This is a genomic window from Kribbella sp. NPDC058693, assembly GCF_042715335.1.
Classification (GTDB): domain Bacteria; phylum Actinomycetota; class Actinomycetes; order Propionibacteriales; family Kribbellaceae; genus Kribbella; species Kribbella jiaozuonensis.
The window spans coordinates 838,851-852,097 of sequence record NZ_JBHXSQ010000004.1; the positions used below are offsets into that span (position 1 = coordinate 838,851).

Consider the following 13,247-nt stretch of genomic DNA (forward strand, 5'->3'; position numbering starts at 1 on the left):
CCAATGTCACGCAGCACGGCGCCGGACGTGGGGATCATCACGACCGGTCACGACGTCGCCGACGCGCGCCTGCACAAGATCACCGCGGCCCTGCAGCAGCGCGACCTCACGGTCGAGCTGTGGGGCCTGGGTGAGGCCAGTGGCGGGCCCGCGGGCGCGGTCGTGCACGCCGGACCGCGCGGCACGATGGTGCAGCGGCTGGCCCGGACCGCCGTACTGCCGTGGCGGACCAAGGCGAAGGTGGTGATGACGGTCGATCCGGACATGATCCCGATCGCCCGTCTCGTCACCGGCCTACGGCGGCGCAAGCTGGTCGTCGACGTCCACGAGGACTACGAGCGGCTGCTGGCCGACCGGGCCTGGGCCAAGGGCCCTGCCGGTCTGCCGGCCCGGCTGATCGTGCGCGCCGGGTCGAAGCTGGCCGCGGGCGCCGACCTCACGGTCGTCGCCGACTCGCACCTGGCACCGCACCACGCCAAGCACCGCCTGGTGGTGCAGAACCTTCCTGACCACGGCTTCCTGGCTCCGGCCCCGGCGACCGGCGCACCGCGCGCTGTGTACGTCGGTGACCTCCGGGAGAGCCGTGGGCTCTTCGACATGGTCGAGACCGTCGCTGCGGCGCCGGAGTGGTCTCTCGACCTGGTCGGCCCGGTCGCACCGTCGGACCGGGAGCGGCTTGAGGCCCGGATCGAGGAGCCCGAGCTGGCCGGCCGTGTCCGGCTGCACGGGCGCCAGCCACCCGCGGACGCCTGGCGGATCGCGCAGGGTGCCTGGGCGAGCCTGGCCATGCTGCAGCCGACCCCGGCGTTCATCGAAGCGATGCCGTCCAAGATCTACGAGTACCTCGCCAGCGGTCTTCCCGTGCTGTCCACCCGGCTGCCCCGGCAGACCCGGGTGATCGAGGAGTCCGGTGGCGGAGTCCTGGTGGACTCGGTGGCGGAGGCCGCCGAGACCTTGCGGCGTTGGTCCGCGGACCCCGGTGAGCTGGAGAAGTTGCACGACCACGCACTGCAGTGGGCAGCGGAGCACCTGCCGACCAATACGCCGTACGACGACCTGGCCGACGCGATTCTCAATCTTTTAAGAGGAAGTGCATGACCGACCGCCCTCACCTGTTGTACGTCGCCTGGGGCTTCCCGCCCTGCCGGGGCGGCGGTGTCTACCGGGCACTGGCCACGGCCAACCGGTTCGCCGCGCTCGGCTGGAAGGTGACCGTGCTGACGGCCGACCGCGACACGTTCTTCCGGTTCACCGGTGCGGACCTGACTCTCGAGGAGCGGGTCGACCCCTCCGTCGAGGTGGTCCGGGTGCCGTTCGAGTGGCCGATCCTCGAAGCCGATCTGCGCAAGTGGTCCAAGCGCCGGGCGCAGAACCCGAAGCTGTGGAGCAAGTGGCGCACCAAGCAGGACCAGATCCCGTTCCCGGAGACCGGGTACGGGCCCTGGCGCTCGGTGATCGAGAAGGCCGCCGAGCAGATCCACAAGGCGAACAAGGTCGACCTGACCGTCGCCACCGCGAACCCGCATGTCGCGTTCACCGCGGCGTACCACCTGCACAAGAAGTTCCAGGTGCCGTACGTGATGGACTACCGCGACGCGTGGCTGCTGGACGTGTTCACCGGCGACCGGCTGCACGAGCCGAACAGCCGCGCGGCCAAGTGGGAGAAGAAGCTGGTCGAGTCCGCTCGCGAGGTCTGGTTCGTGAACGACCCGATCAAGGAGTGGCACGAGAAGCTCTACCCGGCGCAGGCGTCGAAGATGCACACGGTCGCGAACGGGTTCGACCCCGACCTGGTGCCGGACACCGCCGACCGCGGCGCGGTCACCGATCGCCCGCTGGTCTTCGGGTACGTCGGGACGGTGTCGCCGAAGGTGCCGCTGGCCGAGTTCGTCGAGGGCTGGAAGCTCGCCAAGGAGCAGTCCGAGGAACTGGCCGGCGCGAAGGCCAAGATCCACGGCTACCTCGGGTACTACGCGCAGCCGCGGGCCGACATGCTCGCGACGATCAACAGCGCGGCCGACGCCGGGGTCAGCTACGAGGGCCCGGTCGGCAAGGCCGAGATCGCCAAGGCGTACGACGAGTTCGACGCGCAACTGCTGATGCTGGGCAAGGGGCGGTACGTCACCAGCGGGAAGGTGTTCGAGTACCTCGCGACCGGCTTGCCGGTGGTGTCGGTGCACGACCCGGAGAACGCGGCGTCCGACGTACTGCGGGGTCATCCGTTGTGGTTCCCGGTGTCGGACGTGACGCCGGAGGCGATCGCGGCGGCGCTGGTCGAGGCGGCGCACGCGGCGCGGACCGCGGACGAGGGGATCCGGGCGAAGGCGCGTGAGTTCGGTGCGTCGTACCGGCGGGACCTGCAGCTGGATCCGCGGATCGAGTCGCTGGCAGCGTCTGTGAAGAAGGGGGTTGCCGCATGAGCACCGTCGTACTGCTGTCCACGCGTCGTCTTCCGCCGACGTACTTCGACCAGGTCCGCGAGGACCTCGGCGACCAGAACATCACCATCGACGTCGTCGGCTGGGTAGCCCCGTCCGCGTGGGTCGCCGACAAGGTCAACACCTTCACGCTGATCGGCCCCGGCCGCATGCCCGCCCAGCCGGCCCCGGAGCCCGAGGTCGAGGCGTCGGATGAAGCCCCAGACGCCGTCATTGCACCGGAGGCAGTAGCCAACCCGGAGGCGGTCGTTGCAGACGAGGCGAAGATCGCCCCGGCCGCCGCCGAGGTAGCAGCCGCCGCGCCTCAGCCGAAGCCTGCTCCGAAGCCCAAACCGACCGGTGCCAAGCGGGTTGTGAAGGCGGTTGAGTGGCGTGCCCGCAAGGCTCGTAAGGTTGCCGGGCGGATGTTGCCTAAGGCAATTAAGACGTCGGCGCCGGTGAAGTTCATCCGGGGGCAGCGGGCAACCAACGATCTCGGGAAGAACTACTGGGAGCGCGTGCTCAGCCGTCGTGACGTGATGGCGACCATCGACAAGGCGGATGTTGTCGTGGCGCTGGATGCCGGTGCGATCTGGGCCGGCTGGAACCTCGGCCAGCGGAAGGCGAGCACCCCGGTGGTGCTCGGTCTGCCGGCCGCCCGCCGCGAGTTCGACCAGTTGAAGGCACCAGCAGGTAATGGGTGACACGACGACGATGAGTATCCGCGAGCACCTGCCGGCGCCGCTGGCCCGGACCGCGGGAGCGGTCCGGCGGCGGCTGCGGGGCTTGCGGTACTCGTTCGCGCAGCTGCCGGCGTTCCCGCCGGCAGCGACGACGCCGGTGCGGATGTGGGTCGGACCGACCAACTCCGCCGGTCAGGGCAACGCCTGGGCACGGGCCGCCAGGACTGTCGACGGCGTTGACGCGGTCTCGTTCGTCCTGCAGCGCAAGGGGCAGTTCCAGTTCGCGGTCGACTACGGCGTACCGCTGGCATGGTTCGGCCAGCCCCGTTGGCAGCGCGCGCAGCAGCAGCACATCCTGTCGAACTACACGCACGTGATGGTCGAGTCGCTGCGGCCGGTCTTCGGCGCCCGCGGCTACGCGGACGCAACCCCCGACATCGAGGCGATGCTTGCGAAGGGCATCAACGTCTCGCTGCTCTTCCACGGCTCCGACATCCGCCTGCCCAGCCGGCACGCGAAGCGCGAGCAGTGGTCGCCGTTCACCCCGGGTGACGAGCTGACCGAGCGGCTCGAGACGCAGGCCCGCCGGCACGCCGAGCTGGTCGAGTCGCTGAACCTTCCCGTCTTCGTCTCCACGGTCGACCTGCTGGACGACGTACCGAACGCCCACTGGCTACCGGTCGCGATCGACCCGGTGCCGTGGCAGCAGGCGGCGCGGCCGCTGTTCGGCCACGAGAAGCCCGTCGTTGCTCACGTTCCGTCGAACGCCAAGCTCAAGGGCACCGAAGAGATCGACGCCGTCCTCACCGCGCTGCACGAGAGCGGTCGGATCGAGTACCGGCGGATCACCGGCGTACCGCACAGCGGCATGCCGGCCGTGATCGGCGACGCCGACATCGTTGTCGACCAACTCCACATCGGCCTGTACGGCGTGGCGGCCGCGGAAGCTCTGGCCGCCGGGCGGATCGTCGTTTCGTACGTCGGTGACGGCGTGCGCCAACGGGTGCGTAGTCTGGCCGGGCGAGAGGTGCCGATCGTGGAGGCGGATCCCGACACCCTGGGTGAGGTCGTCACCGGTCTGATCGCCGATCGTGACGCCGCCGCCGAGCGGGCGGCTGACGGCCCCGGATTCGTGACGGAGCTGCACGACGGACGCCGCTCGGCCGAAGTACTGAAACCCTGGCTGACCCAGAAGGAGACCCTGTGACGTCCCGCATCGCGCCATCCGCCGACGTCGACGACAGCGCTCAGATCGGCGACGGATCGTCGGTCTGGCACCTCGCGCAGATCCGCGAGAACGCCGTCCTCGGCAAGAACTGCATCGTCGGCCGCGGCGCCTACGTCGGGACCGGGGTCCGGATGGGCGACAACTGCAAGATCCAGAACTACGCGCTGGTGTACGAGCCCGCCTCGCTCGAGGACGGTGTGTTCATCGGACCGGCCGTCGTGCTCACCAACGACTACTTCCCGCGCGCGGTGAACCCGGACGGTTCGCCGAAGAGCGGGCACGACTGGGAACCGGTCGGGGTGACGATGAAGGAAGGCTGCTCGCTCGGTGCGCGCAGCGTCTGCGTGGCCCCGGTCACCATCGGCCGCTGGGCGACCGTCGCCGCTGGTGCGGTGGTGACCAAGGACGTGCCAGACTTCGCGCTGGTCGCCGGGGTTCCGGCTCGTCGGCTCAAGTGGGTCGGCAAGGCCGGAGTTCCGCTGCTCTCCGTCGGTGACGGCGAGTGGAAGTGCCCGAACACGGGCGAGATGTACATCGAAACCGACGGGCGGCTGCGGCCGGCCGAAGAAAACCTGGAGGAGAACTGATGGTGCAGCCGATTCCGGCCGCGAAGCCGATCATCGGGAAGGAGGAGCGCGAGGCCGTCGACCGTGTCATGCAGTCCGGCATGCTGGCCCAGGGCCCCGAGGTAGCGGCGTTCGAGCAGGAGTTCGGCGCAGCGCTGGTCTCCGGCCGTGCGTGCGTCGCGACGAACTCGGGCACGTCGGGTCTCCACCTCGGCCTGCTGGCCGCGGGCGTCGGACCGGGTGACGAGGTCATCGTCCCGTCCTTCACCTTCGCCGCGACCGCGAACAGCGTCGCGCTGACCGGCGCCACCCCGGTGTTCGTCGACATCGAGCCGACGTACTTCTGCCTGGACCCGAAGGCGGTCGAGGCAGCGATCACCGAGAAGACCAAGGCCGTCATGCCGGTGCACCTGTTCGGTCACCCGGCCAACATGACCGCTCTGCAGGAGATCGCGGACAAGCACGGCATCCAGATCTACGAGGACGCCGCGCAGGCCCACGGCGCCACCTGGAACGGCGCGCCGGTCGGTACCTTCGGCGAGTTCGCGATGTTCAGCCTGTACCCGACCAAGAACATGACGTCCGGTGAGGGCGGTATGAACTCGGTCGCGAACGCCGAGATCGAGCGCCGGATGCGGCTGTTCCGCAACCAGGGCATGCTCAAGCAGTACGAGAACGAGGTCGTCGGCCTGAACAACCGGATGACCGACCTGCACGCCGCCATCGGCCGCGTGCAGCTGACCAAGGTCGGCGGCTGGACCAAGCAGCGGCAGGAGAACGCGGCCTTCCTGGACGCGAACCTCGCCGGTGTCGGCGTCCCGGCCGTGGCCGCCGAGGCCAGCCACGTGTACCACCAGTACACGATCCGGGTCACCGAGGACCGCGACGGCTTCGCGAACGCGCTCCGGACCGAGTACGGCGTCGGCTGCGGCGTGTACTACCCGATCCCGAACCACCGGCTCCCGTCGTTCCAGCGCGAGCTGGACCTGCCGGAGACCGAGAAGGCCGCGGCCGAGGTGCTCTCGCTGCCGGTCCACCCCTCGCTGTCCGAGGATGACCTGAACCGGATCGTGGCCGCGGTGAACACCGTGGCGAAGGCGGGTGCGTGACGATGGCGAACCTGCGTGCGGGCCTGATCGGCCTGGGCATGATGGGACGGCACCACGCTCGCGTGCTGGCCTCCCTCGAGGGCGTCGACCTGGTTGCGGTCGCCGACCCGGGCGGTGACAAGTTCAACGTGGCCGGCGGTCGTCCGGTGCACGAGAACATCGAGCAGCTGATCGGCGAGAACCTCGACTACTGCATGGTCGCGGTGCCGACGCAGTACCACGCCGAGATCGCGAAGGCGCTGGCCGAGGCCGGCGTACACGCGATGATCGAGAAGCCGCTGGCCGGCTCCTCGTCCGAGGCGACCGAGATCGCGAAGGCGTTCGAGGCGGCCGGGCTGGTCGGCGCGGTCGGCCACATCGAGCGGTACAACCCGGCGCTGCAGGCGCTGCGGGTGCGGCTCGAGGCCGGCGAGCTGGGTGACATCTACCAGATCACCACCCGCCGCCAGGGCCCGTTCCCGGCCCGGATCGCCGACGTCGGCGTGGTGCTCGACCTGGCCACCCACGACATCGACCTGACCGCGTGGGTGACGCAGTCGCCGTTCGTCACGGTGTCCGCGCAGAGCGCCCACAAGTCGGGCCGGCAGTACGAGGACCTGATCGCGGTGACCGGCAAGCTGGCCGACGGTACCGTCACCAGCCACCTGGTCAACTGGCTGTCCCCGATGAAGGAGCGGCTCACCGTCGTCACCGGTGAGAAGGGCGCGTTCATCGCCGACACCCTGCTCGCCGACCTGTCCTTCCACGCCAACGGCACGGTTGCCACCGCCTGGGACGACGTCGCGCACTTCCGCGGTGTCAGCGAGGGCGACATGATCCGGTACGCGATCAGCAAGCCGGAGCCGCTGAAGACCGAGCACGAGGCCTTCCGCGATGCCGTACTGGGTAAGGAGGCCGACATCGTCACGCTGCAGCAGGGTCTGCGCACCGTGGCGGTCGCCGAGGCCGTGATCCAGTCGGCCGCCGAGGACCGCACGATCAAGATCGCCGGGGAGTCCGCGTAGTCATGAAGGTTCTGAGTGTTGTCGGGGCTCGCCCACAGTTCGTGAAGCTGGCGCCGGTCGCGGAGGCATTTGCCGCGACCGAGCACCAGCACGTGATCGTGCACACCGGGCAGCACTACGACAAGAACATGTCCGATGTGTTCTTCGCCGACCTGCGCATCCCGGACCCGGACGTCCACCTGGGCGTCGGGTCCGGCAGCCACGGCGTCCAGACCGGCGCGATGCTGGCCGCGATGGACGCCGTACTGGACGAGCACAAGCCGGACTGGGTGCTGGTGTACGGCGACACGAACTCGACGCTCGCCGGCGCCCTGTCCGCGGTGAAGATGCACCTGCCGGTCGCGCACCTCGAGGCCGGCCTGCGCTCGTTCAACCGGCTGATGCCGGAGGAGCACAACCGGGTGCTGACCGACCACGCGGCCGACCTGCTGCTCGCGCCGACCCAGGTGGCGATGGACCACCTGGCGAACGAGGGCCTGACGGACAAGTCCCGCCTGGTCGGCGACGTCATGACCGACGTCTGCTTCCGGGTCCGCGACGCGGTCCAGGACAAGCCGCTCGACCTGCCGTTCAAGCAGGGCGAGTACGTCGTCTCGACCATCCACCGGGCCGAGAACACCGACGACCCGGCGCGACTGGCCGGGATCGTCGACGGTCTGGCCGCGGCCGGTTCGCCGGTGCTGCTGCTGGCCCACCCGCGGCTGGTCGCGAAGTGCGCCGAGCACGGCATCAAGCTCGAGCGTCCGGACGGGTCGCTGCACGTCCGCGAGCCGCTGGCGTACCCGGAGATGGTCTCGGCCGTCCTCGGTTCGGCCGGTGTGGTGACGGACTCCGGCGGTCTCCAGAAGGAGGCCTTCCTGCTCGGCCGGGTGTGCACGACGCTGCGCACCGAGACCGAGTGGGTGGAGACGCTGGAGGACGGGTGGAACGTGTTGACATCCGACGTGAGTAAGCTGCCCGAGTTGGCCGCACGGCCGGCTCCCACGGGGGAACGCCCGATGCCCTACGGCGACGGCCACGCTGCTGAGCGTGTCGTTGCCACTCTCGCGGAGTAACTACATGACGAAGGCCGCCGAAGAGAACCAGACGCCGTCGACCCAGGAGCTGCCTGGGTCGACAGATGTGGGGACCCCGCCGCCCGGCGCGCCGTTCAGTGCCTTCCCCGGGGAGTCCGGCACACCGCCGGCTTCCCGCAGCGGACGGCTACCACGAGTCGAGTCGCTCACCGGCCTGCGCTGGTGGGCGGCCTTCTTCGTGTTCTGCCACCACATGACCAACCTGGCGCCGCTGCCGATCTACGACTTCCTGAAGTACGGCACCTCCGGAGTCACGTTCTTCTTCGTGCTGTCCGGTTTCGTGCTGACCTGGTCTGCCCAGAAGGGCACGAAGATCCGGACGTTCTACCGGCGCCGGTTCGCCCGGATCTTCCCGCTGTACTTCCTGACCCTGGTGGCGGCGTTCTTCGTCTTCTACCGGGCCGATCCGCCGGCCGGGATGTCCTGGATCAAGCCGATCTCGGTCACCGTGCTGGTGCTGTCGCTGTTCCTCGTGCACGGCTGGTCCAACAACCCGACGATCCTGTACGGCGGCAACCCGGCCGGCTGGACGCTGTCGGTGGAGGCGTTCTTCTACGCGTACTTCCCGTTCGTGTGGCGGGCCACGCAGCGGCTGAAGACGACCGGCGGCCTGATCCTGTGTGTCACGGTGATCGTGGCCGGCGGCGCCTATCGATTGGCGTTGTTCCATTACAAGGACGTCGTACCGATCCTGCCGCAACCGGTCCTGCATTCGGTCGCTTTCCTGTTCGGTATCGGTCTGGCGATCTCGCTGCGGTCGGGCTGGAAGCCGCGGATCCCGGTGTGGTTCGCGTTCCTGGTCACCGGCGGCGGCCTCTACATCCTCTGGTACTCCGGTGCGCACCCGGCGAACTTCCCGGGCGCGGTCACCATGGGCCTGTGCCAGAAGGAGATCCTGACCTTCCTGTACGGCTTCCTGATCCTCGCGGTCGCGGCCCGCGACACCCGCGGCGGCCGGTCGCTGCTGCGCAGCAAGCCGATGGTCGCGCTCGGCCAGTGGTCCTACGCCTTCTACCTCGTGCACGCCACGATCCTGTACGCGATCAAGGAGCAGCACGGTGTGGCCGGCCCGATCGGCTGGTCCAACCTGACGTGGTACGCCGGTGTCCTCGTCATCTCGATCATTGCCTCGTGGCTGCTCTACAAGTTCGTCGAGCACCCGCTGGAACGGAAGCTCCGGGGCCCCCGATGAAGAATCACTACCTAGTGGAGAACCTGTGCGTGTCAGTGTTGTTGCCTTAGGCAAGATCGGACTGCCGTTGGCGGTCCAGTTCGCGGCCAAGGGTCATCAGGTCGTCGGCGTCGACATCAACGAGAAGTTCGTCGAGCTGGTGAACGCCGGCAAGGAGCCGTTCCCGGGTGAGGCCCACCTGCAGGAGCTGCTCGCCGAGACCGTGGCCGACGGCCGTCTGCGGGCGACCACGGACTACGCGGACGCCATCCCGAACAGCGACGCGGTCGTCGTGGTCGTGCCGCTGTTCGTCGACGAGAAGACCGGCGAGCCCGAGTTCGGCTGGATGGAGAACGCGACCCGTTCGCTGGCCGAGCACCTCAGCCCCGGCACCCTGGTCAGCTACGAGACCACGCTGCCGGTCGGCACCACCCGCAACCGGTGGAAGCCGATGATCGAGGAGATCTCCGGTCTGACCGAGGGCACGGACTTCCACCTGGTGTTCTCGCCGGAGCGGGTCCTGACCGGCCGGGTCTTCGCGGACCTGCGCAAGTACCCGAAGCTGGTCGGCGGTCTGTCCGAGGAGGGCGCGAAGCGCGCCATCGCCTTCTACGAGGCGGTGCTGGACTTCGACGAGCGTCCCGACCTGCCGCGGGCGAACGGCGTCTGGGACCTCGGTTCGGCCGAGGCGTCGGAGCTGGCGAAGCTGGCCGAGACCACCTACCGCGACGTGAACATCGGCCTGGCGAACCAGTTCGCCCGGTTCGCCGGCCAGAACGGCATCGACGTACACGCCGTGATCGAGGCGTCGAACTCGCAGCCGTACAGCCACATCCACCGGCCGGGCATCGCGGTCGGCGGCCACTGCATCCCGGTCTACCCGCGGCTGTACCTGTGGACCGACCCCGAGGCAACCGTTGTCCGGGCCGCCCGCGAGGCGAACGCCGGTATGCCCGACTACACCATCGGCCTGCTCGAGGGCGCCTTCGGCGACCTGAAGGGCGCGAAGGTGGTCGTGCTCGGCGCGGCGTACCGTGGTGGCGTGAAGGAGACGGCATTCTCCGGAGTCTTCCCGGCCGTCGAGGCGCTCAAGGCGCGCGGCGCCGAGGTGTCCGTGCACGACCCGCTGTACACCGACGAGGAGCTCCAGGGCCTCGGCTTCACGCCGTACACGCTGGGTACTCCGGTCGACGCGGCGGTGCTGCAGGCGGACCACGCGGACTACGCGCAGCTGAGCCCGGCCGACCTGCCGGGTGTGCAGGTACTCGTCGACGGTCGTGACCGCACCGACCCGGCCCGCTGGGCGGGCGTGCGGCGGATTGTGATCGGAAGGTCGGTCAGCCAGTGACCACTGCCGACCTGCGGGTCGTGATGATTGTCGCGAACGACGTCACCAACGACAGTAGGGTCCGCAAAGAGGCCGCAGCACTGGCCGAGACCGGAGCAGAGGTAACTGTGCTCGGGGTCTCGGCCAGCGGCCTGCCGTCGAGGGAGATGCTCGACGGTGCGCTGATCGTCCGGGTGGCGGTGCCGTTCGCACTGCGTGAGGAACGGAAACGAAGCCGTACGGCGCGACGCAACTGGCGGCCGCCGATGGTGGGGTACAAGCACCGCACGAGCTACGTGGCGCGCAGCGAGCGGATCCAGGCCGAGCTGAAGGAGCTCAAGGCCGACTCCGGTCATGCGATCGCGCGGGCGAAAGCGGGTCAGGGAAATCCACTCAAGTTCAAGGCCGGCGTCGGGACCCGCCTGCTCCGCCGGGCGCGCTGGAAGGCCGCCGAGCGGGCCAGCTGGGTCCGCAAGGGCGTGGGCAACAAGGCCGACGCGCCGTTCAAGTTCAGCTGGCGGGCGTACGACGGTGTGCTGCACCGGCTGCCGTGGCCGGCGCCGTGGCGCAAGCTGCACCCCGAGGCGCTGGACCTGGAGGTCGCGTTCGGCGACCTGATCGACCGCCTCGAGCCGGACGTGGTGCACGCGCACGACATGCACGTGATCGGTGTCGCCACCCGCGCTGCCGGCCGGGCGAAGCTGCGCGGCCGCACCTTGAAGGTCGTCTACGACGCGCACGAGTACGTCGCGGGCCTGTCGATGTACGGCGCGCGCACCCGGCGTTCGATCGCGGCCTGGGCCAACCACGAGCGTGAGTACATCGGCGACGTCGACCGGGTGGTCACGGTCAGCCCGGCGATCGCGACGCGGCTGCAGGCCGAGCACAAGCTCAAGCTGAAGCCGACCGTGGTGATGAACACGCCGAACCCTGCTGACGTGTCGGTCGAGGTGGCCGACATCCGCAGCCGGATCGGTCTGGCTTCCGACGTACCGCTGCTGGTCTACAGCGGTGGCGTGACGCGGGCGCGCGGCGTCCACACCGCAGTACAGGCGCTGGTCGACCTGCCGGACGTGCACCTGGCTGTTGTGTGCGTGCCGGGTGTGGCGACGGACGCGGTCCGTGCGCTGCAGTCGCAGGCGATCGAGCTCGGCGTCGACAACCGGCTGCACTGCCTGGAGCCGGTAAAGCCCGACGAGGTGGTCGCGTTCCTGCGCACCGCCGACGTCGGCCTGATCCCGATCCTGCGCTACCCGAGCCACGAGATGGCGTTGCCGAACAAGTTGTTCGAGTACGCCTTCGCCGGCCTGCCGGTGGTGGTCAGCGACATGCCGAGCATGAAGGAGTTCGTCGACCGGACCCGGATCGGCGAGGTCTTCACGGCCGAGAACACCGCGGACCTCGCGGCCAAGGTACGCACGGTGCTCGCGGACCTGGACAGCTACCGGGAGCGGGTCGCGGACCCGGTGTACCAGCAGGAGGTGTCCTGGTCCGGCCAGGCGGCCAACCTGCGCACCCTGTACGGCGAGCTCACCGGGCGTCAGCTGGAGATCGTCCGCCCCGGCGGGCCGGTCGAGAAGAAGCGGCCGCACCTGCTGATCGGTCCGGTCAACAGTGCCGGTCAGGCCTGGCTGTGGGCGACCGCGGTCGAGCGCGAGGTGCCGAACGTCAAGGTCGAGTCGCTGACCACGGGCAGCGGCACGTTCGACTTCAAGGTGCACCGGACCGGGACGTACAAGCAGTACCGGACCGACCTGCGCTGGCAGCTCGAGCTGACGTCGTACGCGTTGCGTGAGGTCACCCATGTGCTGTTCGAGGCGGGGCGGCCGATGTTCGGTCAGCTGCGCGGGCAGATGTGGACCACCGACGTACCGATCCTCGAGCAGGCCGGGATCAAGCACGGCGTGCTGTTCCACGGCTCGGAGATCCGGGACCCGGCCCTGCACCGGGCGCGCTACCGGTACTCGCCGTTCCGCAACCCCGAGGACGAGCTGACCCAGCGGCTGCAGTCCGGCAACGACAACATGCGCCGGCACCTGCAGGGGTACGACGGCCCGGTCTACGTGACCACGCCGGACCTGCTGGAGTTCGTCGAGAACGGCATCTGGATCCCGCTGGCGGTCGACGTCGAGGGCTTCGCGTCGAACCGGCCGGTGCTCGAGCGTGAGGTTCCGGTGGTGCTGCATGCGCCGTCGGCCAGTGCGCTCAAGGGCTCGGCGTACGTCGACCCGGTGCTGACCGACCTCGACGCGCGCGGCCTGATCACGTACCAGCGGGTGCAGGGCGTGCCGCACGCGGAGCTGGCCGAGATGGTCAAGGACGCCGACATCGTCGTCGACCAGATGCTGCTCGGCTCGTACGGCGTCTTCGCCTGCGAGGCGATGGCGGCCGGCCGGGTCACCGTCGGCCACATCGCGGACCCGGTACGGGACCTGCTGCCGACCGATCTGCCGATCGCCGAGGCGACACCGGACGACCTGTCGGAGGTGATCGAGCGGCTGGTCGCCGAGCGCGACTCGGCCCGGAAGATCGCCGACGCCGGCCCCGGCTACGTCCGGGACCTGCACGACGGGCACCGGTCGGTCGAGGTACTGCTGCCGTTCCTGAAGAACGAGCTGGGCCCCAGGCTCGGAGCCGAGACCGAGGCCGGCGGCGAGTAAGTGCGG

The 13,247-nt window shown here is 69.4% G+C and carries 11 protein-coding genes; all 11 read left to right on the forward strand.

The genetic code is table 11. The features are described from left to right. The first annotated feature begins 3 nt into the window (after positions 1-3). From ACFWUU_RS30405 to ACFWUU_RS30455, 11 genes are read left to right on the forward strand one after another with little or no spacing between them, the layout of a single operon-like run. Positions 4-1,098 (forward strand): glycosyltransferase, encoded by a 1,095-nt coding sequence (locus ACFWUU_RS30405; RefSeq protein WP_380180569.1) that lies wholly within the window; start codon positions 4-6, stop codon positions 1,096-1,098. Beyond that, positions 1,095-2,420: a glycosyltransferase gene (locus ACFWUU_RS30410; RefSeq protein WP_380180571.1), complete on the forward strand. Its 1,326-nt coding sequence runs from the start codon at positions 1,095-1,097 to the stop codon at positions 2,418-2,420. Before ACFWUU_RS30405 ends, ACFWUU_RS30410 begins: the two co-directional genes overlap by 4 nt. After that, positions 2,417-3,121: a hypothetical protein gene (locus ACFWUU_RS30415; RefSeq protein WP_380180572.1), complete on the forward strand. Its 705-nt coding sequence runs from the start codon at positions 2,417-2,419 to the stop codon at positions 3,119-3,121. Before ACFWUU_RS30410 ends, ACFWUU_RS30415 begins: the two co-directional genes overlap by 4 nt. Next, positions 3,114-4,307, forward strand: coding sequence for a hypothetical protein (locus ACFWUU_RS30420; protein ID WP_380180575.1), 1,194 nt, complete (start codon positions 3,114-3,116; stop codon positions 4,305-4,307). Before ACFWUU_RS30415 ends, ACFWUU_RS30420 begins: the two co-directional genes overlap by 8 nt. Then, positions 4,304-4,915 (forward strand): acyltransferase, encoded by a 612-nt coding sequence (locus ACFWUU_RS30425; protein ID WP_137252087.1) that lies wholly within the window; start codon positions 4,304-4,306, stop codon positions 4,913-4,915. Before ACFWUU_RS30420 ends, ACFWUU_RS30425 begins: the two co-directional genes overlap by 4 nt. Further along, positions 4,912-6,003 (forward strand): DegT/DnrJ/EryC1/StrS aminotransferase family protein, encoded by a 1,092-nt coding sequence (locus ACFWUU_RS30430; RefSeq protein WP_137254034.1) that lies wholly within the window; start codon positions 4,912-4,914, stop codon positions 6,001-6,003. Before ACFWUU_RS30425 ends, ACFWUU_RS30430 begins: the two co-directional genes overlap by 4 nt. A gap of 2 nt (positions 6,004-6,005) precedes the next feature. Further along, positions 6,006-7,007: a Gfo/Idh/MocA family protein gene (locus ACFWUU_RS30435; RefSeq protein WP_137252088.1), complete on the forward strand. Its 1,002-nt coding sequence runs from the start codon at positions 6,006-6,008 to the stop codon at positions 7,005-7,007. 2 nt (positions 7,008-7,009) lie between these two features. Next, the gene (gene wecB / locus ACFWUU_RS30440; protein WP_137252089.1) at positions 7,010-8,062 is read left to right on the forward strand and encodes a non-hydrolyzing UDP-N-acetylglucosamine 2-epimerase; all 1,053 of its coding nucleotides are present in this window, start codon (positions 7,010-7,012) and stop codon (positions 8,060-8,062) included. Between the two features lie 4 nt (positions 8,063-8,066). Next, on the forward strand, positions 8,067-9,275 hold the full coding sequence (locus tag ACFWUU_RS30445; protein ID WP_380180578.1) for an acyltransferase family protein: 1,209 nt from the start codon (positions 8,067-8,069) through the stop codon (positions 9,273-9,275). 25 nt (positions 9,276-9,300) lie between these two features. Next, on the forward strand, positions 9,301-10,602 hold the full coding sequence (locus ACFWUU_RS30450; RefSeq protein WP_137252091.1) for a nucleotide sugar dehydrogenase: 1,302 nt from the start codon (positions 9,301-9,303) through the stop codon (positions 10,600-10,602). Further along, positions 10,599-13,241 (forward strand): glycosyltransferase family 4 protein, encoded by a 2,643-nt coding sequence (locus tag ACFWUU_RS30455; RefSeq protein WP_380180581.1) that lies wholly within the window; start codon positions 10,599-10,601, stop codon positions 13,239-13,241. The genes ACFWUU_RS30450 and ACFWUU_RS30455 overlap by 4 nt, the downstream gene beginning before the upstream one ends. The last annotated feature ends 6 nt before the right edge of the window (positions 13,242-13,247 follow it).

Bases quoted from the DNA above. Each gene is read 5' to 3' on its own strand.
- ACFWUU_RS30410 (WP_380180571.1), top strand. From the start codon at position 1,095: ATGACCGACCGCCCTCACCTGTTGTACGTCGCCTGGGGCTTCCCGCCC.
- ACFWUU_RS30420 (WP_380180575.1), top strand. From the start codon at position 3,114: ATGGGTGACACGACGACGATGAGTATCCGCGAGCACCTGCCGGCGCCG.
- ACFWUU_RS30415 (WP_380180572.1), top strand. From the start codon at position 2,417: ATGAGCACCGTCGTACTGCTGTCCACGCGTCGTCTTCCGCCGACGTAC.
- ACFWUU_RS30435 (WP_137252088.1), top strand. From the start codon at position 6,006: ATGGCGAACCTGCGTGCGGGCCTGATCGGCCTGGGCATGATGGGACGG.
- ACFWUU_RS30445 (WP_380180578.1), top strand. From the start codon at position 8,067: ATGACGAAGGCCGCCGAAGAGAACCAGACGCCGTCGACCCAGGAGCTG.
- ACFWUU_RS30405 (WP_380180569.1), top strand. From the start codon at position 4: ATGTCACGCAGCACGGCGCCGGACGTGGGGATCATCACGACCGGTCAC.
- wecB (WP_137252089.1), top strand. From the start codon at position 7,010: ATGAAGGTTCTGAGTGTTGTCGGGGCTCGCCCACAGTTCGTGAAGCTG.